At 73.0% G+C, this 21,916-nt stretch carries 25 protein-coding genes; 13 read left to right on the top strand and 12 right to left on the bottom strand.

Annotated elements, in window-relative coordinates:
* Positions 1-48: 48 nt before the first annotated feature.
* Entirely contained in the window at positions 49-741 is a 693-nt protein-coding gene (locus AVL59_RS17490; protein ID WP_067305186.1) for a DUF4232 domain-containing protein, read from the top strand.
* Between the two features lie 196 nt (positions 742-937).
* Complete coding sequence (locus tag AVL59_RS17485) at positions 938-2,179, top strand: polysaccharide deacetylase family protein (protein WP_208870395.1); 1,242 nt, start codon at positions 938-940, stop codon at positions 2,177-2,179.
* A gap of 27 nt (positions 2,180-2,206) precedes the next feature.
* Here AVL59_RS17485 and AVL59_RS17480 read toward each other — a convergent pair whose 3' ends face one another.
* Both AVL59_RS17480 and AVL59_RS17475 read right to left on the bottom strand, forming a co-directional pair.
* Positions 2,207-4,039 carry an RICIN domain-containing protein gene (locus tag AVL59_RS17480; protein ID WP_067305183.1) on the bottom strand — a complete coding sequence of 611 codons (1,833 nt, stop codon included), beginning with the start codon at positions 4,037-4,039 and terminating at the stop codon, positions 2,207-2,209.
* A 279-nt stretch (positions 4,040-4,318) separates the two neighbouring features.
* Positions 4,319-5,209 (bottom strand): helix-turn-helix domain-containing protein, encoded by an 891-nt coding sequence (locus AVL59_RS17475; RefSeq protein WP_067305180.1) that lies wholly within the window; start codon positions 5,207-5,209, stop codon positions 4,319-4,321.
* Positions 5,210-5,278: 69 nt separating this feature from the next.
* Between AVL59_RS17475 and AVL59_RS17470 the strand changes: the two genes are divergently transcribed.
* Positions 5,279-6,088: a phytanoyl-CoA dioxygenase family protein gene (locus AVL59_RS17470; protein WP_067305178.1), complete on the top strand. Its 810-nt coding sequence runs from the start codon at positions 5,279-5,281 to the stop codon at positions 6,086-6,088.
* A gap of 98 nt (positions 6,089-6,186) precedes the next feature.
* Here AVL59_RS17470 and AVL59_RS17465 read toward each other — a convergent pair whose 3' ends face one another.
* Positions 6,187-7,155 carry an aldo/keto reductase gene (locus tag AVL59_RS17465; protein ID WP_067305175.1) on the bottom strand — a complete coding sequence of 323 codons (969 nt, stop codon included), beginning with the start codon at positions 7,153-7,155 and terminating at the stop codon, positions 6,187-6,189.
* Between the two features lie 235 nt (positions 7,156-7,390).
* On the opposite strand from AVL59_RS17465, the gene AVL59_RS17460 reads away from it, so the two are divergent.
* A complete protein-coding gene (locus AVL59_RS17460; protein WP_067305173.1) occupies positions 7,391-8,242 on the top strand; it encodes an endo alpha-1,4 polygalactosaminidase in 852 nt (283 codons plus the stop codon).
* Positions 8,243-8,249: 7 nt separating this feature from the next.
* Here AVL59_RS17460 and AVL59_RS17455 read toward each other — a convergent pair whose 3' ends face one another.
* From AVL59_RS17455 to AVL59_RS17445, 3 genes are read right to left on the bottom strand one after another with little or no spacing between them, the layout of a single operon-like run.
* Positions 8,250-8,783: a flavoprotein gene (locus tag AVL59_RS17455; protein ID WP_067305171.1), complete on the bottom strand. Its 534-nt coding sequence runs from the start codon at positions 8,781-8,783 to the stop codon at positions 8,250-8,252.
* A gap of 49 nt (positions 8,784-8,832) precedes the next feature.
* Entirely contained in the window at positions 8,833-9,033 is a 201-nt protein-coding gene (locus AVL59_RS17450; RefSeq protein ID WP_067317395.1) for a ferredoxin, read from the bottom strand.
* Positions 9,034-9,060: 27 nt separating this feature from the next.
* Positions 9,061-10,290: a cytochrome P450 gene (locus tag AVL59_RS17445; protein ID WP_067317393.1), complete on the bottom strand. Its 1,230-nt coding sequence runs from the start codon at positions 10,288-10,290 to the stop codon at positions 9,061-9,063.
* A gap of 31 nt (positions 10,291-10,321) precedes the next feature.
* Between AVL59_RS17445 and AVL59_RS53585 the strand changes: the two genes are divergently transcribed.
* The 3 genes from AVL59_RS53585 to AVL59_RS17435 all read left to right on the top strand — a co-directional run bounded on the left by AVL59_RS53585 (position 10,322) and on the right by AVL59_RS17435 (position 11,796).
* Positions 10,322-10,588, top strand: a complete 267-nt coding sequence (locus AVL59_RS53585) for a hypothetical protein (protein ID WP_208870394.1) — start codon at positions 10,322-10,324, stop codon at positions 10,586-10,588.
* Positions 10,585-11,208, top strand: a complete 624-nt coding sequence (locus AVL59_RS17440) for a LysE family transporter (RefSeq protein WP_067305168.1) — start codon at positions 10,585-10,587, stop codon at positions 11,206-11,208. The genes AVL59_RS53585 and AVL59_RS17440 overlap by 4 nt, the downstream gene beginning before the upstream one ends.
* 138 nt (positions 11,209-11,346) lie before the next feature.
* A complete protein-coding gene (locus tag AVL59_RS17435; RefSeq protein WP_067305165.1) occupies positions 11,347-11,796 on the top strand; it encodes a nitroreductase family deazaflavin-dependent oxidoreductase in 450 nt (149 codons plus the stop codon).
* Between the two features lie 79 nt (positions 11,797-11,875).
* Here AVL59_RS17435 and AVL59_RS17430 read toward each other — a convergent pair whose 3' ends face one another.
* Positions 11,876-12,574 (bottom strand): cation diffusion facilitator family transporter, encoded by a 699-nt coding sequence (locus AVL59_RS17430; RefSeq protein ID WP_067305163.1) that lies wholly within the window; start codon positions 12,572-12,574, stop codon positions 11,876-11,878.
* Positions 12,575-12,764: 190 nt separating this feature from the next.
* Between AVL59_RS17430 and AVL59_RS17425 the strand changes: the two genes are divergently transcribed.
* Entirely contained in the window at positions 12,765-13,067 is a 303-nt protein-coding gene (locus AVL59_RS17425) for a DUF4235 domain-containing protein (RefSeq protein WP_067305161.1), read from the top strand.
* Between the two features lie 88 nt (positions 13,068-13,155).
* Here the strand turns inward: AVL59_RS17425 and AVL59_RS17420 are convergent, their stop codons facing one another.
* A complete protein-coding gene (locus AVL59_RS17420; RefSeq protein ID WP_067305159.1) occupies positions 13,156-13,620 on the bottom strand; it encodes a pyridoxamine 5'-phosphate oxidase family protein in 465 nt (154 codons plus the stop codon).
* A 65-nt stretch (positions 13,621-13,685) separates the two neighbouring features.
* Positions 13,686-14,405: a TetR/AcrR family transcriptional regulator gene (locus tag AVL59_RS17415; protein ID WP_067305156.1), complete on the bottom strand. Its 720-nt coding sequence runs from the start codon at positions 14,403-14,405 to the stop codon at positions 13,686-13,688.
* 124 nt (positions 14,406-14,529) lie between these two features.
* Between AVL59_RS17415 and AVL59_RS17410 the strand changes: the two genes are divergently transcribed.
* The 5 genes from AVL59_RS17410 to AVL59_RS17390 all read left to right on the top strand — a co-directional run bounded on the left by AVL59_RS17410 (position 14,530) and on the right by AVL59_RS17390 (position 19,998).
* On the top strand, positions 14,530-16,032 hold the full coding sequence (locus tag AVL59_RS17410) for an APC family permease (protein ID WP_067305153.1): 1,503 nt from the start codon (positions 14,530-14,532) through the stop codon (positions 16,030-16,032).
* Between the two features lie 18 nt (positions 16,033-16,050).
* On the top strand, positions 16,051-17,682 hold the full coding sequence (locus tag AVL59_RS17405) for an amidohydrolase (RefSeq protein WP_067305151.1): 1,632 nt from the start codon (positions 16,051-16,053) through the stop codon (positions 17,680-17,682).
* Between the two features lie 92 nt (positions 17,683-17,774).
* Positions 17,775-19,013, top strand: a complete 1,239-nt coding sequence (locus AVL59_RS17400) for a PucR-like N-terminal domain-containing protein (protein ID WP_237281533.1) — start codon at positions 17,775-17,777, stop codon at positions 19,011-19,013.
* Positions 19,014-19,075: 62 nt separating this feature from the next.
* A complete protein-coding gene (locus AVL59_RS17395; RefSeq protein WP_067305145.1) occupies positions 19,076-19,438 on the top strand; it encodes a DUF1304 domain-containing protein in 363 nt (120 codons plus the stop codon).
* Entirely contained in the window at positions 19,435-19,998 is a 564-nt protein-coding gene (locus AVL59_RS17390; RefSeq protein WP_067305143.1) for a TetR/AcrR family transcriptional regulator, read from the top strand. Before AVL59_RS17395 ends, AVL59_RS17390 begins: the two co-directional genes overlap by 4 nt.
* Positions 19,999-20,002: 4 nt before the next feature.
* On the opposite strand, the gene AVL59_RS56020 is transcribed toward AVL59_RS17390, so the two are convergent.
* The 3 genes from AVL59_RS56020 to AVL59_RS17380 all read right to left on the bottom strand — a co-directional run bounded on the left by AVL59_RS56020 (position 20,003) and on the right by AVL59_RS17380 (position 21,870).
* Complete coding sequence (locus AVL59_RS56020; protein WP_308281817.1) at positions 20,003-20,146, bottom strand: hypothetical protein; 144 nt, start codon at positions 20,144-20,146, stop codon at positions 20,003-20,005.
* Positions 20,147-20,207: 61 nt separating this feature from the next.
* Positions 20,208-20,846 carry a hypothetical protein gene (locus tag AVL59_RS17385; protein WP_308281818.1) on the bottom strand — a complete coding sequence of 213 codons (639 nt, stop codon included), beginning with the start codon at positions 20,844-20,846 and terminating at the stop codon, positions 20,208-20,210.
* A gap of 67 nt (positions 20,847-20,913) precedes the next feature.
* A complete protein-coding gene (locus tag AVL59_RS17380) occupies positions 20,914-21,870 on the bottom strand; it encodes a GlxA family transcriptional regulator (protein WP_067305140.1) in 957 nt (318 codons plus the stop codon).
* Positions 21,871-21,916: the final 46 nt, after the last annotated feature.

The following is a 21,916-nucleotide window of genomic DNA, read 5'->3' as shown; positions in this document are numbered from 1 at the left end:
AGGCGCGCGTCCGTCGCGTGCCATGAAGAACCAGGAGTGTTGAGCGACATGGCGTACTCATCCCGGTCCTCCAAGCGCGGGGCCCTGCTCGCGGGCGCGGTCGCCGCACTGGGCCTCCTGACCGCCTGCGGCAGCCAGGACGTCCACTCCACACCGCAGAAGGTGTCGGGCACGGCCGTTCCGGCGACCGAGACCTCGTCAAACTCGGCCTCCGACGCCACGACCGCCGCTCCCTCGACACCCGGTGGCGGAACGCCGACCACCACCCACAAGCCCACGGCCGCCCCGGACGACGGCACCGGCACCAAGGCGGGCAGCGCCGGCGGCCGGTGCCACACCTCCGAGCTGCGCGCCTCCGTCGGCCGTAACAACCCGGGCGCCGGCCAGGAGAACTTCCCCGTCGTGCTCACCAACAAGTCCGCCCGGACCTGCACCCTGCGCGGCTTCCCGGGCGCCGCGTTCGTGAACGCCTCCGGGAGCCAGATCGGCAAGGACCCCAAGCGTGAGTCGGGCTCGCCCGCGACGGTCACGCTCAAGCCCGGGCAGAGCGCCTGGGCGGGCCTGACCTTCTCCAACCCGGAGGTCAGCGGCGCCGGCACCGGTACGCCGGCCGCGCTGGTGGTCACCCCGCCCGACGAGCGGGACCCCCTGCAGGTGGCGTGGACGGCCGGACCGGTCCCCGTGTCCGGTAACTCCTCCTCCGTCTTCCTGACCGTGTTCAGCCCCGGCACCGGCGCCTGACCGAAGCCCCCCCCCGACGAACCCCCGCTGTCCGCGCCCGGACAGCGGGGGTTCGTCATGAGCGCGCCACAAGTGTCACAGGACGGCAACACGTCCCGGCCGCCGCGATCTTTCCCGGCCCTCCCGTCATCGAACCCGTCGACCTCACAGCAACAAGGCTCCGCGAGGAGCCCTGACGACGGAATCGGGGAAGACGATGAGCGGCATCTCACGCAGGCGTGTGCTGACGGCGGGGGCGGCGGCGGGCGCCCTGGGAGCCCTGTCCGCCTGCTCCTCCGGCACCGGCCTGTCCGTCTACGGGGACGGCTCGTCCGACGGCAAGGGCACCGAGCAGGCCCGGGCCGGCAAGCCCATCGGCGACGGCTCCACCGCCGACACCGGCCCCCAGCCGCACCAGCCGAAGCCGGTCCGGCTGAAGCCGGGCCAGAAGCCCCCGCAGTTCGTGGTGTTCTCCTGGGACGGCGCCGGCGAGCTCAGCAACCAGCTGTTCTCCCGGTTCCGCAAGGTCGCGTCCGACCACGGTGCCAAGATGACCTTCTTCCTGAGCGGCATCTACACGCTGCCCGAGGCGAAGAAGAACCTCTACCGCCCGCCGCAGCACCCGGTCGGCGCGTCCGCGATCGGCTACCTCGCCGACCGGCACATCCACGCCACCATCCAGCAGGTGCGGGCCGCCTGGCTGGAGGGGCACGAGATAGGCACCCACTTCAACGGGCACTTCTGCGGAGCGAGCGGCGTGCGCAACTGGTCGTCGGCCGAGTGGCGCAGCGAGATCGAGCAGGCGACGGACTTCGTCACGAAGTGGAAGACGAACACCGGCTTCACCGACCTCGAACCCCTGCCGTTCGACTACCACAAGGAGCTGATCGGCGGCCGCACCCCCTGCCTGGAGGGCCAGGCGAACCTGCTGCCCACCGCGGCCGCGCTCGGCTGGAAGTACGACGCCAGCTCCCCCGGCGGACTGCAGATCTGGCCGGGCAAGGTGCAGGGCGGCAAGATCTGGGACTTCCCGCTGCAGTCGATACCGTTCTCCGGCCATTCCTTCCAGGTGCTGTCGATGGACTACAACATGATGTTCAACCAGTCCGGCGGCAACCCCCTGGGCGACCGCACCAAGTTCGACGCCTGGCGCGCCCAGGCCCGGGACACCTACCTGGCCGGCTTCCAGCGCGCGTACGACACCAACCGCGCCCCCTTCTTCATCGGCAACCACTTCGAACGCTGGAACGGCGGCATCTACATGGACGCCGTCGAGGAGGCGATCGGCCGCATGGCGCAGCACGACGATGTGCGGTTCGTGTCCTTCAAGCAGCTCGTGGCCTGGCTGGAGGCGCAGGACCCGGCGGTGCTGCGCAAGCTGCGCACGCTGTCGCCGGGCCAGGCACCGGTGAGCGGATGGGACGAGTTCATGGGCACGGCGGGCGGCGCGTCCTCGTAGTCCGTGCACGCTCGTCCGGGCCGCCCCTCAGCGGCGGCGGCCCCCGCGGCCACCGCCGTATCCGCCGTCGCCCCAACCGCAGTAGTCCGGGTGGACCGCGCAGAAGTCGGCGGTGGCGGAAGGGGACGGCGCGGGGCTGGACTCGGAGGCCTTCGGGGTGGGGGTGGGAGACGGGGTCTTGGCTGCCTTGGGGGCGGCCTTCGACGGCGGCGCCGACGACGAGGCGGTACCGGTGTCCCAGTTGACGACCTCCATCTGGAGGTCGGGCTTCGCGGTGTCCACGGTCCAGCGCTGGGCGGAGGTCGCGCTGCGGTTCTTGAGGACGAGGGCACCGGAGCCGTCGGTCGCGGCGGGGGTCAGCGCCAGGTCCTGGTTCGAGCGGGGGACGAGGGCGCCCTGGAGGGTGAAGTCGTAGCGGATGTCCTTGGCGGCCTTCCCGGTGGCCGAGCAGGGGGCCAGCCGGACCGAGAATCCGAGGTGGGAGTCGAGGCACAGATCCGGGGCGGAGGAGTTGCGCAGCAGTCCGTCGGTCTCGTACGTCCACTGCTGGCTCGCCGTCGAGGTACAGCTGGTGAGTTCGGTCTCCGCCCCGTGGACGGCTTTGTCGCCGACGACGCCCACGCACAGGCCAGAGGCGAGATTGTGCAGCCGGCCGTGGAGCGCGCCCTCGGCGGTCCCGCTGGCCGCGGCCCAGGACGGGCCCGGTTTCACCGAGTCCTTGCCCGGTGCCCGGGAGGCCGTGTCCTTGGGGGACGGGGCCGGGTGGTCGCCCGAGTCGAGCAGCGACCACAGGACCAGCGGGAGGACGACCAGGCCGGTGACGGTGACGACGGCCAGGGCGAGGTTGCGGCGACGGACCCGGCGGGCGGCCCGGTGCGCGGAACGGCGGGAGGAAGCGGGCCTGCCGGGGGCGGCGGAGCTCCCGGGGCCGGTCGTGGCCGGCGCGGGTGCCATGGAGGTGAAGGCCTCGCCGCCCGAGGGTACGGAGGCGGTCGGCGGCGCCGGTTGCGGGGCGGGGGTCTGTTCGGTCCGGGCCGCCCGGGACTCCAGATAGCCGCGGGCGCCCCAGCCGAGGACCGCCTCGGCGAGCGCGAGGCCGAGTCCGCCGTTGAACCGCGCCAGCTGGTCGGCGGTCAGCCGGCAGTGCCGGCAGCGGGCCAGGTGCTGCTGGAGGTCCGGGTCGATGTCGACGCCTCCGCGCCGGAAGGTCACGTCCAGCATGCGCAGATATTGTTGGCACTCGGCCTCGGGAGCGAGTTCGCGGTGGGCCTGGAGGCACTCCTCGCGCAGCCGTTCCCGGGCGCGGCGCAGCTCGATCCGCGTCTCCTCCTCGTCCAGGCCGAGGAGCGCCGCGGGGACGGCGAGGGGATCGGCCTCGACCTCGGCGTGCCAGAGCACGGCGCGGGAGGACTGGGACAGTCGCTGGAACGCCCGGGACAGCAGCCGCCGGCCGGACGGCGGGAGCAGCCGGGCCGCCGCACGCTCCCCTGCGGCGGCGTCCGGCCGCAGGGCGGGGTGGAGCAGTTCCTGGCGGCCGTCGCCGTCCCACTCGGCCGCGATCCGGCGGACGGTGACCAGCAGATGCGGCCGCCACGCGGCGGACGGGCCCGCCTGTCTGAGGGACTCGCCGAACAGCCGGGTGAAGGCCGCGGTGGTGAGCATGCCGGCGGCACGCGGTCCGTCGGTGCACAGCCGGGCATAGGCGAACGCCGCTTCCCAGTGCCGGTCCAGGAGTTCACCGACCGGATGGAGCGCGGGTGTCGTTCCCGTCCACTTCTTCAGTTCGGCACTCAGCTGCTCGTCCGAGAGATCGAACCGGGGGGCGGTGGGGACGGAATCCGACGAGCCTGCGTCATGCACGGCTGCATTCCTCCAGACGCAAAACGGGAATTAGTCCATACCAATAAGTATGGGATGTGATTCGGCGTCCCGAACGTCCACCTGGTCAGCTCTTTTGAAGCGTGGGGGGCGTACGGGAGCGACCCGGAGCGTGCAGCGGGAAAATGTAATTGTCTGCACGCCGACAGCGCACACTTTTGCACAGGCGGGCAGGACGGAACAAGAGATGTCCCGCTTCTCAACATTGCGTTCGACGGGCGGCGCTTTGACTTCTCGTCAATAAAAGCCTTTGCCGGCGCATTACGGCCGTTCGCCCGCCCGATATGCGCCCGGCGGTACCCCGTAGCGGGCCCGGAAGAGACGGCTGAAGTGGAAGGGGCTCGGGAATCCGGACGCCGCCGCCACCCGCTCCACGGTGAGGTCGGTGACCTCCAGCAGCCGGGCGGCGTGCCACAGCCGGGCCTCGCGCAGGGCGCGCATGGGCGGCCGGCCGGTGCGCAGGGCGAACAGGTGGGCGAACCGGGACGGGGAGAGCGCCACGCTCTCGGCGAGCGAGCGCACGGTGTGCGGGGCGCCCGGGTCGGCGGCGATCAGTTCCTCGGCGCGGCGCACCCGGGCGTCGTCGTCCGGCTCGGGTGCCGTCGCACCGGCGCCGGACGCGGCGAGCAGGACGACCTCCTCCAGCGCGCACAGGGCCAGCTCCCGCGCCAGGGTGTCCTGCGCCACGGCCACCGGGTCCGCACCGGACGGTGTGCCCCGCGCGGGCCGGCGGGCGCCGGCGAGCATCCGGCCGAACGCGGCCTCGACACGGCCGCGCAGGGCATCGGGAAGGGGCGCGAGGACGTACAGGCCGTCGGCGACGGCGTACGGGTGGAGCCAGGGTGTCCAGGACGGGCGGGTCTGGCAGTGCGCCCACCAGAACCGCCAGTGCGGAGCCCCGGGCGCCACGCCATAGCGCTGCGCGACACCCGGGGCGAGCACCACCAGGTGCCCGGCGACCGCTTCGGCACGGGCGCTCCCCTGCCGGATCAGACCCCGCCCGCCCATGGTGAAGGTGAACAGCCAACTGCGGGAGCCGAGCGGCCTGTTGACGCCGTATCCCGGTCCCTGGTCGTACCGTCCGGTGACCACGACGCCGGGCGGTGGGGACGGGTCGCCGGCAGCAGCCCCGGGCAGTGCGGCAGCACGCATGGGCATCCTCCCCGAGCGCGCGTCGGCCTAGCGTGACGGCCCGGGGAGCACCGTAGCGAGGAGCGACGCATGACAGCCATGGACATGGGCGCCATCCTGCCCGAGGCACTCCGGGAGCGGTACGAGCGGCAGGGATTCACGGTCGTGCGCGGTCTGTTCGGGTACGACGAGATCGAGGGGCTGTGCGACGTGTTCGCCGCGCTGCACGCGGCCGGGCCCGTCCCCGGGCACTTCGAGCCACGGCCCGCCGACCCCGACCCGCTGCGCAGGCACCCCCGGGTGATGCAGCCGCACGAGATCAGCGCGCGGGCACGCGGGTTCCTGCTCGACGCCCGGCTGCGGGCGGTGCTGGAGGCGCTGCTGGGTGAGGAGGTGCTCGCCGCACAGAGCATGTTCTACTTCAAGCCGCCGGGCGCCCGGGGCCAGGCGCTGCACCAGGACAACTTCTATCTGCGGGTGGAGCCGGGCACCTGTGTGGCCGCGTGGGTCGCCTGTGACGTCATCGACCGGGACAACGGCGGCCTCGAAGTCGTCCCGGGCACACACCACATGGACCTGTTCTGTCCCGAAGAGGCGGACCCGGGGCTGTCGTTCGCGCGGGAGTACGTGCCGCCGCCGCCCGGCCTCACGCCGGTGCCCGTGGACCTGGCGCCGGGCGACGTGCTGTTCTTCAACGGCAGCCTGGTGCACGGCTCGGGGCCCAACCGCAGCGCCGACCGGTTCCGGCGCTCCTTCATCGGGCACTACGTGGGCCGTTCGGCCGAGCGGATCGACGACTACTACCGGACGCTGGACATGGCGGGAGAGCGGGTCCCGCTGCCCGGGAGCGAGGGGGCGGGGCCGTGCGGCGGCTTTGTGCCGCACGGCGATGCTCCGTAGGCCGGACCATAGGTCGTCTGCGGGTTGTGGCCGGTTTGCTCGCGCCCACGTGAAGGGGCCGCACATCGACACAGCCCCGTGCCCCTGTCGGGGGCGCTTCAGTGGCCGCTGATTCCGTGCGGGGTGTAGGGCTCCTCCAACTGCTCGATCTCCTTGTCGGTCAGCTCCAGTTCGACGGCGGCGACCGCGTCCTCGATGTGCTGCGGCTTGGCCGCGCCGACGATCGGCGCGGTCACCGTGTCCTGGTGCAGCAGCCAGGCGAGGGCGACCTGGGCGCGCGGGACGCCGCGCTCACCGGCGATACGGTTGACGGCCTCGACGATGGAGCGGTCGCTCTCCAGGTAGAGGCGGCCGCCGAAGTCGTCGTTCGCGCTGCGCTCGGTGACGGTGCCCCAGTCGCGGGTGAGGCGGCCGCGGGCGAGCGGGCTCCAGGGCAGCACCCCCACGTTCTGGTCCGCGCACAGCGGCAACATCTCCCGCTCCTCCTCGCGGTAGAGCAGGTTGTAGTGGTTCTGCATGGAGACGAACTTGGTCCAGCCGTGCCGCTCGGCCGTGTACTGGGCCTTGGAGAACTCCCAGGCGTACATCGAACTCGCCCCGATGTAACGCACCTTGCCCGCCTTGACCAGGTCGTGCAGCGCCTCCATGGTCTCCTCGACGGGCGTCGTGTGGTCGTAGCGGTGGATCTGGTAGAGGTCCACGTAGTCGGTGCCGAGGCGGCGCAGGCTGTGGTCGATCTCGGCCATGACGGCCTTGCGGGACAGCCCTGCCCCGTTCGGGCCCGGCCGCATCCGGCCGTTCACCTTGGTGGCGAGCACGATCTCGTCGCGGTCGGCGAAGTCGCGCAGGGCCTTGCCGACGATCTCCTCGCTGGTGCCGTCGGAGTAGATGTTGGCGGTGTCGAAGAAGTTGACGCCCGCCTCCAGCGCCTGCCGGATGAGCGGACGGGACGCCTGCTCGTCGAGCGTCCACTCGTGCGTTCCGCGGTCGGGCAGGCCGTAGGTCATGCAGCCCAGACAGATCCGCGACACGTCCAGACCCGTCGAACCGAGCTTCACGTACTGCATCGTTGCTGCTCCTGCCTTCGGGGGCGATGGTCACTAGGAGAGTACGTGGTGCCCGGGCACCGACTTGACTACGGCTCAGGCGGACGATTGGATCCCGGAGCGTGCCGCGCCGCCCGGCGGGCACCCAGAGGTGCGCCCAGCCGGTGATGGACTCCACGGTCCCAGCCCGGCCCCAGTCGCCAGGACGGCCCGGCCGGTCCGAGGCGGGGCCGTACCCGCGATCGATGGAGCGGACGTGCCCACCGAGGGTGATTCCCGTATCTCACGTCCCGGGACGGCCGTCGGCGCCCTGCTGCTCGCCGCGGCCGTCGCCGCGGGGACCCTGACCGGCTGCGATTCCGGCGGCACGGACGAAAAGCCGTCCCCGAAGCCCGCCGCGGTACGCCTGCCGCCGCGCCACGCCGGGTTCGACTACCAGATCGGCGGCGCCTACCCGCCACCCGCCGGTGTCCGCGTCGTCAGCCGCGACCGGTCCGACTCCCCGGCGCCCGGCCTGTACAACATCTGCTACGTCAACGCCTTCCAGGCCCAGCCCGAGGAACGCTCCTCCTGGCCCGCCGACCTGCTGCTGCGTGACGCCCGCGGCAAGGCCGTCATCGACGAGGACTGGAACGAACCGCTGCTCGACCTGCGCACCCCGGCCAAGCGCGAGCGCGTGGCGCGGCGGGTCGACCGGTGGATCGACGGCTGCGCGAAAAAGGGCTACGACGCCGTCGAGCCCGACAACTACGACAGCTACACCCGCTCCCGGCACCTGCTCGACGCCGCCGACGCGACCGCCTTCATGCGCCTGCTCTCCCGGCACGCGCACGCCCGCCGCCTTGCCGTCGGGCAGAAGAACACCGCGGAGCTGGCCGGGCGGCGCGAGGCGGCCGGGCTGGACTTCGCGGTCACGGAGGAGTGCGGGCAGTACGACGAGTGCGGGGTGTACGCCAGGGCGTTCGACGACCGGGTGGTGGACATCGAGTACACCGACAGCGGCCTGCGCAAGGCACTGGCCCACTGGGGCGGCCGGCTGAGCATCGTCCGCCGGGACGTGAACGTCTCCACGCCGGGCAGCGCGCAGTACGTCCGCAAGGCGCGGTGAGGCACGCTCAGGGCCGCTCCAGCAGCTCCAGGGCCCGTTCCCAGCGGAAGTCGGGACGCCCACCGTCCTCGTCGGGGAGGCCGGAGTACGGATCGCCGAAGCGGACGCCCATCCCCCGCAGCCGGACCAGGCTGTCCCGGTAGGCGGGGTGGGCGGCCAGCGCGTCGGCCACGCAGGGCAGCACGGCGATGGGGACGCCCAGTCCGGCGGCCTCGCACAGGGTGCCGACGGCGAGGGTGTCGGCCAGTCCCGCGGCCCACTTGTTGACGGTGTTGAAGGTGGCCGGCGCCACCACCACGGCATCCGGCGGCGGGAAGGGGCGGGGGTCGGCCGGGGAGCGCCAGGCCGACCGGATCGGGCGGCCCGTCGCCGCCTCGACGGCCGCGGTGTCGAAGAACCCGTTCATCGCGAGCGGGGTGGCGATCACGCCGACCTCCCAGTCCCGCTCCCGTGCGGCGTCGATCAGCCTGGTGACCTGGGTGGCGATCCCGGCCGCGCAGACGACGACGTAGAGGAAGGGCTTCCCGGCGTGTTCGGTCATCCGGGCACCCTACTGACGCGGCTGCGGCGGCCGGGCCGAGGGTCGGGCTTCAGTCTCCGGTTTCCGTGACCGTGATCGCGCCCACCGGGCAGGCGCGGGCCGCCTCCCGGACCAGCGGGTCGTCCGCGCCGTCCGCACGGCCCGGGATCAGCGCGCTGAAGCCGTCGTCGTCCTGGGTGAACACCCCCGGCGCGGTGAGCGCGCACTGGCCCGCACCGATGCAGACGTCCTTGTCGATGTCGATGTGCATGGCTTTGCTGTGCATGACCAGAGCCTCTTACCAGGTCACGGGGAGTTCCAGCATCCCCTGGATCGTGTCGCCGGGTTTGAAGGGAATCTCCTCGGCGGGTGCGGCCAGCCGGAGGCCGGGCAGGCGCGCGATCAGGGCGCCGAGGGCGATCTCCAGTTCCGCGCGGGCCAGGTTCTGGCCCAGGCACTGGTGGATGCCGAAGCCGAACGCCACGTGGTGGCGGGCGGAGCGGTGGAAGTCCAGGCTGTCGGGGTCGTCGTACCGGGCGGTGTCGCGGTTGATGACCGAGGTCGCGAAGAGCACGCCGTCCCCGGCCCGGATCGTGGTGCCGCCGATCTCGATGTCCTCCAGCGCCATCCGCAGGAGGCCGTCCGCGATGGACAGCATCCTCATCAGCTCCTCGACCGCGGCGGGCAGCAGCGCCGGGTCGGCGCGCAGCTCGGCGAGCCGCTCGGGGTGCTGGAGCAGCGTGTAGGTACCGAGGGAGATCATGTTGGCGGTCGTCTCATGGCCGGCGACCAGCAGGATGACGGCCAGCGAGACCAGTTCGTCCCGGTCCAGCGCGCCCTCGCGGTACGGGTGGTGGACGAGGTCGTCCAGGACCCCGTCGCCGGGCTCGGCCTGCCGCGCCTTGAGGTCGACCAGGTCGCCGAGGTACGCCTCCAGCCGCTCGCGCGCGTCCTGGGTGTCGGCGGCCGACGGGCCGCGCAGCAGTCTGCGGGACTGTGCCTCGAAGAACTCGTGGTCGGCGTACGGCACACCGAGCAGACCGCAGATGACCATGGAGGGCACGGGCAGGGCGAAGGCGGAGACGAGTTCGGCCGGCGGGCCCTTCTCGATCATCGCGTCCAGCAGCCCGTCGACGATCCGCCGGATGGTGGGCCGCAGTTCGGTCGCGCGCTTGAGGGTGAACGACGGAACCATCATCCGCCGCTGGGTGTGGTGCAGGGGGTCGTCGACGCCCAGCAGGGCCAGCCGGCGGTCGCGGACGGCCGCGAAGCGGGCGATGGGCACGGGGAAGCCGGGGCGGGTCCGGTCGGAGGACAGGCGGGGGTCGGCGAGCAGCGCGCGGGCGGTGCTGTGGCCGGTGACCATCCAGACCTCGCGGCCGTCGAAGAGGGTGGCGCGGGCCAGGGCTCGCCCGTCGCGCAGCGGGTCGTAGGCGGTGGGCGGGTGGTAGGGACAGGTGCGGTCCTGGGGGAAGGCGACGGGTTCGGCCGGGGTCGCCGGGCCGGTGATGTCCGTCAGTTCCGTCATGGAAAGACCTCGCAGACGAAAGAAGTGCGTCGTGCCGATCTTCATTAGATGCCCCAGGCACCTATGGGGCCACGACAAGTTCGGCCAGATCGGCGATCTGCGTGATCTGGCCGAAGAATGGTCTCGGCAGGGGCGGGAACGCGCCGAAATCCGGTTGCCCGCGCAGCGGCGGCGGCCCCAGGATCTGCCCATGCCGTCTCTCCACACCATTGTGCCGCCGACCTTCGTCACTGTCCCTCCGGTGCGCGGTCAGCAGCAGCCCGGCGGCCCCCGGAGGCCCGATCCCGCGCGCCCGTGACGGCCGCGCTCCTGGCGGGCCTGCTCGCCGGTTACGGCATCGCCGTACCCGTCGGCGCCGTCGGGACCTATCTGGTCTCCCTGACCGCCCGTACCTCGCTGCGCACCGGTGCCTGCGCCGCGCTGGGCGTCGCCTCGGCCGACGGCCTGTACACGCTTCTCGCCGCGGCGGGCGGCTCCGCGCTGGCGACGGCGCTACGGCCCCTGCTGGGCCCGCTGCGCTGGCTCTCGGCGCTGGTCCTCGCCGCGCTCGCGGTGCGCGGCGCGCTGCTGGCCCTGCGCCAGTTCCGCGCCCAGCGGCTCAGCACCCGGCCCGAGCGGCCGGTTCCCGGCGCGGGACGCGCGTATCTCGGCCTTCTCGGCATCACCCTGCTCAACCCCGTCACCGTGGTCTACTTCGCGGCCCTGGTGCTCGGCAGCGGCACCGCCGAGGCCGTACGGCCGCCGGAGCGGGCCGCCTTCGTGCTGGCGGCCTTCGCCGCCTCCGCGAGCTGGCAGCTGCTGCTCGCGGGCGGCGGGGCGCTGCTCGGCCGGGCGTTCACGGGCCACCGCGGGCGGCTGGCGACCGCCCTGCTCTCCAGCGGTGTGATGCTCGCACTGGCGGCGCGGATGACCATGTGACCCGCCCGGCCGCCCCGGGTCACGGGCACGTAATCACCCGTGCGGGCGAAGAGGTTCGCGGTACGGATGATCCTGGGGGCCGCCGGTGTTGTAGGTGGCCACAAGTCAGCCGTTGGACCGAGGAAGGGGACGGATCCCATGCCACTTGAGGGCGAGTACGAGCCCAGCCCGACGCAGTGGGTGCGCGAGCAGGTCGAGCTGTACGAGAGCTCGGGCGGGACGAAGGGCACGACGCTGATGGACACGGGGATGCCGGTCATCGTCCTGACCACCGTGGGCGCGCAAAGCGGGAAGATCCGCAAGACGCCGCTGATGCGGGTGGAGCACGGCGGGCGGTACGCCGCGGTCGCGTCGCTGGGCGGTGCGCCCAAGCATCCGGTCTGGTACTTCAACGTCAAGTCCGACCCGCATGTGGAACTGCAGGACGGGCCGGTCAAGCGGGACATGAGGGCCCGTGAGGTCACCGGTGCGGAGAAGGACGAGTGGTGGGAGCGGGCGGTGGCCGCCTTTCCGCCCTACGCCGACTACCAGAAGAAGACCTCCCGGCAGATCCCGGTGTTCGTCCTGGAGCCCCTCGGCGAGAGCTGATTCCGGCCCGGCACCGACTCTTTTTGGATAAATCTGTGTCCGCGATGCATGAACCGGTTTCCGGGCGGGCACTCGTGCGTCAGGCCCCGCCGCGTTCCCCCGTCGCGGCGGGGCTTCCCCATGCCTCGCCCGCCGGCCGGTCGGTCACGTCGAGGAAGACCTGACCGGCGACGGGAAACCAGTCGGCCGGCGAGTTCTTGATGCGTACGGCGACCTCCTCAACCCCCTCACTGTCCAGACCCGGCACCAGATCGATCCGGTCGGCCACCAGGGTCGAGTCGAGGCCCGTCTTCATCGTGAACAGGGCCTCCACGCTGTCGATCTCCGGCTGGGCCTGGAGCAGCGCCCGGATCCCGTGGCTCAGCTCCGGATCGGCGGCCTCGCCGATGAGCGAGTCGCGGGCGTCGCGGCCGAGCCGGTAGGCGACGTGGACCAGCGAGCTGCCCTCCGCGACGAGCTCCACGCCCGGCACGATCATGCCCGCGACATAGCCGCCGGGCTTCTCCTCGGTGCCGCTGCGGAGGGCCTCGAAGCCCTGGAAGAAGGAGAAGAAGCCGCCCATCACGAAGATGCCGACGGCCGCGAGGAGGGACCAGAAGAACCGTTCCTTGCCGTAGCCGAAGGGGTGACGCCGATCGGCCGGGCGGCGGCTGCGGCGCAGCGCGGCCGGCAGGAAGATCTCGTTGAGGCTGTCGGCGACCGAGTGCGCGGCCTCCGACAGCAGCGCGGGCGAGCCCGCGAACACACCGCCGACGGCCTTGGCGACGGCGATCACCAGGCTGCGAGGTTGTCCCGCTCACGTAACGCCAACTGGCCCCCCGCCCAGGCGGATCACACCGCACCGCCGGGAGGAACCCGCCGGCGCGGCCGTCCGGGGACGGGGCGGCGCCCGTGCGGTGCCTCGGGCGAACGGGTGGCGGCGGGTGAGCGCCGGGCATGGGGGCCGCACGGCGAGGAAGGAGTGCAGCATGGCGAAGCACAAGAGGTTGAAGCTGCCCCTCGTCTATCAGCCGCTCGGAATCGTGCTCAGCTGGGTGGGCGGGGCACTGGCGGGGCTGGCATTCCGCAAGGTGTGGACAGCGCTGCGCCACGAGGAGGACGCGCCCGAGGCGCTGGACCCGGACCGCGGCTGGGGCGAGATCCTGCTCGCGGCGGCGGTCCAGGGCGCCATCTTCGCGGTGGTGCGCAGCGCGGTCGACCGCACCGGCGCCAAAGCCATCGCCCGGTCGACGGGCGCGTGGCCGGTCACGGACAAGGGCGGCCGGGACTGATCCGGGTCCCTGATGGGCGCTGTCGCCGCGGCCCCGCCTCGACCGGGGCGGTCCTCCCCCGTCCGCCAGGCGCGGTCGTCCGGCCGGGTCAGTCGGCGACCAGCCACTCTCCGTCGCGCATCAGCTCCCGCCCCCGCAGCTCGTTCTCCTCGCGCCAGGCCTGGACGCGCTGCGGGAGGACGTTGAAGTACAGGTAGCGGGTGGCGAGTTGACGCGGGTCGAAGCCGGTCTTGCCGGCGAAGACCTCGGCGTCCTCCTCGGGCAGGTCCTCGGGGGTCACGGCCCGGACGACGCCCTCGACGATGACGACGTCCCTGGTCGGTCCGAGGCCGAGGCGGGCCTTGCCGGTGGCCACGAGGTTGCGGCCGGTGGGGCTCTCGGCCGGGGTGGCGATCAGCAGGGTGGCGCCGTCCCAGACGAACGACAGGGGCACGAGATAGGGCGCGCCACCGTCCTCGCCCGCGGTGGCGACCCAGGCGTCGATGTCGTGCTCCAGGCGGTGGAGGGTGTCCTTCTTGCGCTGCTCGGCGCTGCGGGCGGGCGGCGGGGTCATGGTCGTACGGCCTCCTCGGGACGGGCTGTGTCCGTATGACGTGCGGACGGCGTCCAGTGTGACCGTCAGCCGGCCGTCCCGGCGCGGAAGTGATCAAGGCGTGTCTGCGCGGCCGTCAGAAGCAGGTCCAGCGCGGCCGGGTAGGAACTGGTGCGCATGGAGGCCACGAGATGGCGGGCCGTGGCCGCGATGTGGGGGTGGGTCTCGGCGGGCAGCCGGCCGTAGATGTCCCGCCACACCTCGGCCTCGGCCTCGCGGGCGGGCTCGGGCAGGGCGGTGCCCGCGGAGTCCAGGGCGCCGTAGGCGAGGGCCTGGTCGACGAAGGCGTGGTAGATCCGCACCGCCTCCGGGTCCGGGAAACCGGCCCGGCGCAGCACGCCGAGGATCTTCTCGACCGCCTGGATCTCATGGGCGCGGCCGGTGACGCGGTGGGCGCTGAGCATCGCCGCCCGGGGGTGGGCGAGGGCGTCCGCATGCATGCGCAGGCCGAGCTCGCGCAGGTCGGCGCGCCAGTCGCCGGTGGGCCGCCAGCTGCGCTGGGTACGTCCGATCAGCTCGTCGGCGATGGCCAGCATCAGGTCGTCGGTGTGCCGGAAGTACCGGTACAGCGAGCTGGGGTCGGCGCCGAGGGCGCGGCCGAGGCGGCGCACCGAGAGGGCGTCGGCGCCGTGCTCCTCGATCAGCCGGAGCGCGGTCTCGACGATCAGCTCGGCGGAGAGCACGACGCCCCCTTTGGTGGGGCGCCTGCGCTGCCGCGCGGCGGGCTGGACGACGCGTTCGCTCATGGGAGTCCTCCCCTGGGTGTGCCCGGCACCTTATGACAACACCGTTGACCTGTGAAGTACACGGGCGGTTTCATCTGCGGTCACCGGGGCCGACCGGGCCCTGCGGTGCGAGCGGAGAACAGGCATGAGCGAGACCCCCTTCGGTGTGGATCCCCCCGCGCGGCCCGAGCTGCGCAAGTCCCTGAGCGTGCTGGACGGCGTCGCCGTCGCCGCGTCCAGCACGGCCGCGACCACCAGCATCGGCATCGGTCTGGGCGTGACCGCCGGCGTGGTGGGCCTGCATCTGCCGGCCATCATGCTGCTGGCGTTCCTGCCGGTCCTCGGCATCGCCGGGGCCTTCTCCCGGCTGAACCGGGTGGAGCCGAACGCGGGCAACGGCTATGTGTGGGTGGGCCGTTCGCTCAGCCCCTGGCTGGGTTTCATGGTCGGCTGGGTCAACTTCGTGGCGAGCATCGCCTTCCTCGCCTACACCACGGCGGTCACCGGTTCGGCGATGCTCCAGCTGGCCGGTGAGGCGGGGCTCGACCGGATCGGTTCGCTCGCGCTCGATCCGGACTCGACCGCGCAGACGACGGCGGTGGGCATCCTCGTCCTCGTCGCGGTGACCCTCACCGCCGTGACCGGGGTCCGCACCGCGGCCCGGCTGCAGACGTGGCTGCTGGTCTTCGAGTACATCGTGCTGCTCGGGTTCTGCGGATACGGCATCGTGAGCGGCCCGCATCCCTTCCGGCTGTCCTGGTTCGACCCGTTCGCGATCCCCTCGGCGACCGGGCTGGCACAGGGCCTGCTGCTGTCGGTGTTCTGCTACTGGGGCTTCGAGGCCGCGTTCACCGTCAACGAGGAGGTGCGCGACCCGCGCGATGCCTCCCGGGCCGGTCTGATCACCCTGGTGACGATGCTTGGGCTGTTCCTGCTCGGCTCGGTCGCCTTCCAACGGGTCCTGTCCGAGGGCGAGCTGGCCGGGCACGGCGCACAGGGGCTGGCGTACTTCGGTGACCGGCTCGCCTCGCAGCCGCTGGCCGCGCTGCCCCTGGTGGCGCTGATGTTCTCGGCGGTGGCCTCGCTCCAGGCCGGGGTCATTCCGACGGCCCGGGGGATGTTCGCCATGAGCCGGGACCGTACCCTCGGGCCGGTGTGGTCCAAGGTCAGTTCCCGGTACGGAACGCCGGCGGCCGGAACGCTGCTGGTCGGAGCGCTGGCCACGGCGGTGGCGGTGCTCGCCCTGGTGATCCCGCGCCTGGCGGACATGATCAATGCGACGGTGAACGCCGTGGGCATCGTCGTCGCCCTGTCCTACGCGCTGACCGCGCTCGCGGCCGCCGCCCGCTTCCGCTCGCTGCTGCGCCAGGACTGGCGGCAGGGGATGCGCGCCGTGGTGCTCCCGGCGGTGAGCGCGCTCGCCCTGCTGGGGCTCGGCGGCTACCTCGGCTGGTCCTTCTACGACTCCGCCGACCACTTCGAGGTCGCCGCGGACAACGGCTGGTTCCTGCTGCTCATGCCGCTGCTGATGATCGCGTCCGGGTTCGTCGTGGCGGCGTGGGCGAGGTGGGTGCGCCGATCACCGTACTTCCGCACCGGCGAGGGCACCGACGCCGACTCCCAGCACCTTCTTACCACCTCCAACTGACCATCCAGGAAAGGCATCATGCACGCTGATCTGCTCTTCACCGGCGGCCCCGTCCTCACTCCCGAGGGACGCACCGCGACCGCCGTGGCCGTCACCGGGGACCGTGTCACCGCCGTCGGGCACGGCGAGTTGCGCGAGCTCGCCGGGCCGCGCACGGAAGTGGTCGAACTGGCCGGGCGGCTGCTGCTCCCGGGCTTCCAGGACGCGCACGTCCATCCGGTGCCCGCCGGACTCGAACTGACCCAGTGCGACCTGAGCGGGACGACGACCGCCGAGGACACCGTGGCCGCCGTCCGCGCCTACGCCGAGGCCCATCCCGAGCGGGAGTGGATCCTCGGGGGCGGCTGGTCGATGGAGGCCTTCGAGGGCGGCACGCCGACCAGGGAACTGCTGGACGCGGTCGTCCCGGACCGGCCGGTGTACCTGCCCAACCGGGACCACCACGGCGCCTGGGTCAACAGCCGCGCCCTGGATCTGGCCGGCGTCGACCGCCACACCCCCGACCCGGCCGACGGGCGGATCGAGCGGGACGCCTCCGGCGAGCCCGCCGGCACGCTCCAGGAGGGCGCGATGCAGCTGGTCGGCCGGCTGACACCGCCCGCCACCGCGGCCGACCGGCTGGCCGCTCTGCTGCACGCCCAGCGGCATCTGCACGCGCTCGGCATCACCGCATGGCAGGACGCCCTGATCGGTGACTTCCTCGGCATGGACGACCCCGCCGAGGCGTATCTGACAGCCGCCCGGGACGGCTCGCTCACGGCGCGGGTGGCCGGCGCCCTGTGGTGGGACCGCGAGCGTGGGGCCGAGCAGATCCCCGAACTCACCGAGCGGCGAGCCGCGTTGAGCCGCGGCCAGTTCCGAGCGGGCACCGTGAAGCTGATGCTGGACGGAGTCGCCGAGAACCACACGGCGGCACTGCTCGACCCCTATCTGGACCGGTGCGGCTGCGCGACCGCCAACCGCGGCAAGAGCTTCATCGATCCGAGCCAACTGCCCAAGTACGTCACCGAGCTGGACGCGCTGGGCTTCCAGTGCCACTTCCACGCGCTGGGCGACCGTGCGGTGCGGGACGCGCTGGACGCCGTCGAGGCGGCCCGCGCGGCGAACGGGCCGGGCGACGCCCGGCATCACCTGGCGCACCTCCAGGTGGTGCACCCCGACGACGTGCCGCGCTTCGCCCGGCTCGGCGCCACCGCCAACATCCAGCCGCTGTGGGCCGCGCACGAGCCCCAGATGGACGAGCTGACGATCCCGTTCCTCGGGCCCGAACGGGCTGCGTGGCAGTATCCGTTCGCGACGCTGCTGCGCTCCGGGGCGCGCCTCGCGGCGGGCAGCGACTGGCCGGTCAGCAGCCCGGATCCGCTCCAGGGCATCCATGTCGCGGTCAACCGCGTCGAACCGGGCGCCGCCGGGCCGGTGTTCCTGCCCGACGAGCGGCTGAGCCTGGCGGACGCGCTGACCGCGTACACGGCCGGATCGGCGTACGTGAACCACCTGGACGACGCCGGCCGGGTGGCCGTCGGGACGCTCGCCGATCTGGTGGTGCTGGACCGCGATCCGTTCGCCGCGCCGCCGGAGGCGATCGCCGAGACCTCGGTGGCGCTCACCTATGTGGGCGGCGAGCGGGTGTACGCGGCCGCGGACGCCTGAGCCCTCGATTGTGAGCGGCGCACAATCCCGGACCCGACAACTGTCCTCAGGTGATGAGCCCCCGTGGGTTACTCACGGGTATCGTCACCGGCGTGCCGAAGAGAGCCGCAGCGGTGGGCGTGGACACGGGCGGCCCGTACAAGGCGTTGCCGCCCGGTCTGCCCGACCGCCTCAGACCCTATGTCCCCGAGATCGCCGAGGAGGTCGTCCGCGCGATCAGGACCGGGATCCCGGAGTACGCGCGCCCCATGGACGACACGTACATGCAGGCCGTGCACCGGGGCGTGGACCACGCGCTGCACGGGCTGCTGGAGCGCATGGCCCAGCCGGACACCGACTGGGAGCCGGTGCGGGCGACCTACGAGCGCATCGGCCGCGGAGAGGCCGAGGAGGGGCGCAGCCTCGACTCGTTCCAGTCGGCGCTGCGACTCGGCGCCCGGGTGACCTGGCGCCGGGTGAACGCGCTGGTGGACGAGGGGCTGCTGCCCCGTCATGTGCTGGGCGCCTTCGGCGAGGTGCTGTTCCTGCACCTGGACGAGATGGCGGCCGCGGCGACCGCGGCCTACACCGAGGCCCGGCTGCACGCGGCGGGCGAACTCCAGCAGCGGCGGGCCCGGCTGGTGGACCTGCTGACCGCCGATCCCCCGGCCTCGGCCGAGGCGATCGCCGATCTGGCGCATGCCGCGCGCTGGACGGTGCCACGGGCGGTCGCGGTGGTGGCCGTCGACCCCGGGCCCGGCGCCGGGCCGATCGTGCCGCCGGAGTTCCTCACCCGGTTCGACGTCCAGCCCGCGCTGCTGGTGGTGCCCGATCCGGAGGGCCCCGGCCGGGCCCGGGCGGTGGCCGGGGCCCTGCAGGGGCTGCGCGCCGCGATGGGGCCGACGGTGGCGCTGGACGAGGGGGCGCGGTCGCTGCGCTGGGCGACGGAGGCGCTGGACCTCGTCCGGCGGGGCGTCCTGTCCGGCACGGACCCGGCCGGCTCGGTGGTGCGCTGCCAGGACCACCTGACCACGCTGCTGCTCCTGCGCGACGACGCGCTGCTGGACGCGATGGCCGAGCGCCGGCTGCGCCCGCTGGCGCAGGTGCGCCCGCCGCAGCGGGAGCGGCTGGCGGAGACCCTGCTGTGCTGGCTGCGTTCCGGCCGCGGTGTCGCGGAGGTGGCCGCGCGTCTCGCGGTGCACCCGCAGACGGTCCGCTACCGGATGCGGCAGCTGGACGAGTTGTTCGGCGATCTGCTGCACGATCCGGAGGCTCGCTTCGAGATCCAGCTGGCGTTACGGGCCCGGGAGCTGCGCGGGGGTGCCGCGGCGGGACGGGCGGCCCCCGAGTGAATTCATGGACAGGTGTCCGGCTATCCTGGACATCTGTCCATGAAGAGAAGAGGTCGCTGGTCGTGGAGATCGTGGCGAACGTCCTGGTCGGCCTGGTGGCCGCCCTGCACGTGTACATCCTGGTGCTGGAGATGTTCCTGTGGCAGAAGAAGCCGGGGCGGGGGCTGCACGGCTTCGACCCGGAGATGGCCCGGGCGACCGCGCCGCTGGCGGCCAACCAGGGCCTGTACAACGGCTTCCTGGCGGCGGGCCTGATGTGGGGGCTCCTCGCGGCCGACCCGACCGGGTTCCGGGTGCGGGTGTTCTTCCTGTCGTGTGTCGTGGTGGCGGGCGTGTTCGGCGCGGTCACGGCCAACCGGCGCATCCTGTTCGCCCAGGCGCTGCCCGGTGCGCTCGCCCTCGCGGCCGTCCTCGCCGCGCGATGACCCGGGCGCCCCAGGAGGACCCGCGGGCCGCCCGCACCCGCGCCCGGCTGCGTGCGGCCCTGCTCGAAGAGTGCGCCGAGCACCCCTTGGAGGAGGTCGGCGTGGCCGCGCTGGTGCGCCGGGCCGGGGTGGGCCGGGCCACGTTCTATGTGCACTACGACGGGCTGGAGGCGCTCGCGGTCGACACGTGCGCGGACGTCGTACGCCAGGCGGTGGACGCGCTGCACGCCTGGCGGGGGCGGCCCGATCCGGTCAACGCCCCGCCGGCCCTGCGGGAGTTCTTCGCGGGCCTCGCCCCGCACGCGGCCCTGTACCGGTCGCTGCTCGCGCCCGGCGGGGGCGGGCCGCTCGGCCGGGTGCTGCACCGGGACCTCAGGGCCCGCAGCCTCGCCGAGCGCGAGCTGGCGGGCGCGGCGGACGCCCCGCTGGTGGCCTCGGCGGTGGCGGCGACCTTCGCCGGGGTCCTCGCGGACTGGCTGCACGGGCTGCTGGAGGCCGCACCGGAGGAGGCGGCGGACCAGGTGTGGCAGTTGCTGGTCGCGCTGCACCGCAGCCGGTGACCGGTCACCGGCAGGCGACGCCGCGCTTCGCCCGCGGCCAGGCCTCCGCTCCGTCCGCGGTGCGGACGTGGGGCGTGTCCTTGTCACCGGTCAGCCACAGGTGCCGGCCGCGGTGGTGGCATCCGGTGTCGAGGGGGTCCGCGGGCATGCGGACGTCCTCACGGTACGGCGCCTCGAGCAGCCCGTCGGCGCCGAGCACGCCCTCGGGGTCACGGACGTACGTGCGGTGGTCCAGTTCGAGGAAGTGGGCCGACTGCCGGCCGCGGTGTTCCGGGCCGGTCGAGCCGCTGAGCCGGCTGACCGGTACCCGGCTGCCGTCGCGGTCCGTCCAGACCTCCCCCGCCCTGGGCGGCCGCGAACGTCGCGGGCAGTTCGGCGGGATCGCGGGAGGCGTTGGTCTCCGGTCCCCAACCGGGCCGGCCCTTCTGGTCCTTGGCCACCCCGACGGCCAGCTCGGTGCGTCCCTCGACGTCGAAGGAGTACAGCACCCGGTCCGCCTCCCCGCGCTCCACGCGGTAGCCGTGGTCGGGCCGCGCGGGACGGAACATGCCGAAGCAGAGGTTCGGACCCGCCTCGGGCGTATCGCCTCCCTCGGCCCTGCCCCAGCCGTCGGGGCCGCCGCCCTCGAAGATCTCACCGTCGCACTCCAGCGCCCGGCCCGCGGCCCCCGAGGCCACCCGCAGCACACGGGTGCTGTGGCCGTCCGGGCTCTTGACGGGGACGTGCGGCGGTCCGCTGTACGGGGTGGGCGGAGGCGTGCCCCCCACCACCCGCACCCCCGTGCCGTCGTCGCACCCCACCGCCGTCACGGCCGCCAGTACCGCCACCGCCACGAGTCCCGCGCGCATGCCCACCCCTGTTCCTCGCCACTGTTTCCGGTCCTCGGACGCCGGGGCGGGCCGGAACGTTCGAAGGTCAGCGGGCCTGCTGGAACGTGCGCCGGTAGGTCTGCGGGGACACCCCGATCGTGGCGTGCAGGTGCTGGCGCAGCGAGGCGCCGGTCGCGAAGCCGACCTCGGCGGCGATGCGGTCCACCGGCAGGTCGCTGGACTCCAGCAGATGCCGGGCGCGGGCGACGCGCTGCTGGATCAGCCAGCGGCCGGGGCTGAGACCGACCTCGTCGTGGAAGCGGCGGGCGAAGGTGCGCAGACTCATCCGGGCGTGCCGGGAGAGGTCGGAGAGGGTCAGCGGCTCGTCCAGCCGTTCCAGCGCCCAGGCGCGGGTGGCGGCGGTGCTCGCCGCGCCGCTCTCCGGGACCGGCTGCTCGATGTACTGGGCCTGGCCGCCGTCCCGGAACGGGGGCACGACGCAGCGGCGGGCGACGGCGTTGGCCAGCTCGCTGCCGTGGTCGGTGCGGACGATGTGCAGGCAGATGTCGACACCGGAGGCGGCTCCGGCCGAGGTGAGGATCCGGCCGTCGTCCACGAAGAGCACGTCCGGGTCCAGGTCCACATGCGGGTACCTGCGCCGGAACAGGTCGGCCACCTGCCAGTGGGTGGTGGCCCGGCGGCCTTCGAGCAGGCCCGCCGCGGCGAGGACGAAGGCGGCGGTGCAGATGGAGACGATCCGCGCGTCCGGGCGGATACGGGCGAGCGCGGCGGCTACCTCGTCGGGCAGATCGGTGGGGATGTGGGTGGGAGGCATGGAGGTGACGACCACCGTGCCGGCGGTCTCCAGGATCTCGGGGCCGTAGTCGACGGTGATGCCGAAGTCGGCGTTGGTGCGCACGGGACCGCCGTCGACCGTGCAGGTCAGCACCTCGTAGTGGCCGTCGGCCGCGCCGAAGATCCGGCTGGGGATCCCCAGTTCGAAGGGGTAGACGCCGTCGAGGGCCAGGACGACCACGCGCTCCGGATTCGCTGTTCCACGCATGGCACGATCCTATCGAAGGTTGGCCATCCTGCCATTTCCCGGGCGC

The organism is Streptomyces griseochromogenes (assembly GCF_001542625.1).
Lineage (GTDB): Bacteria > Actinomycetota > Actinomycetes > Streptomycetales > Streptomycetaceae > Streptomyces > Streptomyces griseochromogenes.
Note: the sequence above shows the minus strand (reverse complement) of the source record. Positions and strands in the feature narration are given on the sequence as shown.

Excerpts from the sequence above, each read along its gene's own strand:
- AVL59_RS17420 (WP_067305159.1), bottom strand. The coding sequence starts at position 13,620 with ATGACCCCGCCGCCCGCCCGCAGCGCCGAGCAGCGCAAGAAGGACACC.
- AVL59_RS17445 (WP_067317393.1), bottom strand. The coding sequence starts at position 10,290 with ATGACGGAACTGACGGACATCACCGGCCCGGCGACCCCGGCCGAACCC.
- AVL59_RS17465 (WP_067305175.1), bottom strand. The coding sequence starts at position 7,155 with ATGCAGTACGTGAAGCTCGGTTCGACGGGTCTGGACGTGTCGCGGATC.
- AVL59_RS17475 (WP_067305180.1), bottom strand. The coding sequence starts at position 5,209 with ATGCGTGCTGCCGCACTGCCCGGGGCTGCTGCCGGCGACCCGTCCCCA.
- AVL59_RS17425 (WP_067305161.1), top strand. The coding sequence starts at position 12,765 with ATGGCGAAGCACAAGAGGTTGAAGCTGCCCCTCGTCTATCAGCCGCTC.
- AVL59_RS17485 (WP_208870395.1), top strand. The coding sequence starts at position 938 with ATGAGCGGCATCTCACGCAGGCGTGTGCTGACGGCGGGGGCGGCGGCG.
- AVL59_RS17385 (WP_308281818.1), bottom strand. The coding sequence starts at position 20,846 with ATGCGCGCGGGACTCGTGGCGGTGGCGGTACTGGCGGCCGTGACGGCG.
- AVL59_RS17380 (WP_067305140.1), bottom strand. The coding sequence starts at position 21,870 with ATGCGTGGAACAGCGAATCCGGAGCGCGTGGTCGTCCTGGCCCTCGAC.
- AVL59_RS17405 (WP_067305151.1), top strand. The coding sequence starts at position 16,051 with ATGCACGCTGATCTGCTCTTCACCGGCGGCCCCGTCCTCACTCCCGAG.
- AVL59_RS17490 (WP_067305186.1), top strand. The coding sequence starts at position 49 with ATGGCGTACTCATCCCGGTCCTCCAAGCGCGGGGCCCTGCTCGCGGGC.
- AVL59_RS17410 (WP_067305153.1), top strand. The coding sequence starts at position 14,530 with ATGAGCGAGACCCCCTTCGGTGTGGATCCCCCCGCGCGGCCCGAGCTG.
- AVL59_RS17450 (WP_067317395.1), bottom strand. The coding sequence starts at position 9,033 with ATGCACATCGACATCGACAAGGACGTCTGCATCGGTGCGGGCCAGTGC.
- AVL59_RS17390 (WP_067305143.1), top strand. The coding sequence starts at position 19,435 with ATGACCCGGGCGCCCCAGGAGGACCCGCGGGCCGCCCGCACCCGCGCC.
- AVL59_RS17435 (WP_067305165.1), top strand. The coding sequence starts at position 11,347 with ATGCCACTTGAGGGCGAGTACGAGCCCAGCCCGACGCAGTGGGTGCGC.
- AVL59_RS56020 (WP_308281817.1), bottom strand. The coding sequence starts at position 20,146 with ATGCCCGCGGACCCCCTCGACACCGGATGCCACCACCGCGGCCGGCAC.
- AVL59_RS17470 (WP_067305178.1), top strand. The coding sequence starts at position 5,279 with ATGACAGCCATGGACATGGGCGCCATCCTGCCCGAGGCACTCCGGGAG.
- AVL59_RS17415 (WP_067305156.1), bottom strand. The coding sequence starts at position 14,405 with ATGAGCGAACGCGTCGTCCAGCCCGCCGCGCGGCAGCGCAGGCGCCCC.
- AVL59_RS17455 (WP_067305171.1), bottom strand. The coding sequence starts at position 8,783 with ATGACCGAACACGCCGGGAAGCCCTTCCTCTACGTCGTCGTCTGCGCG.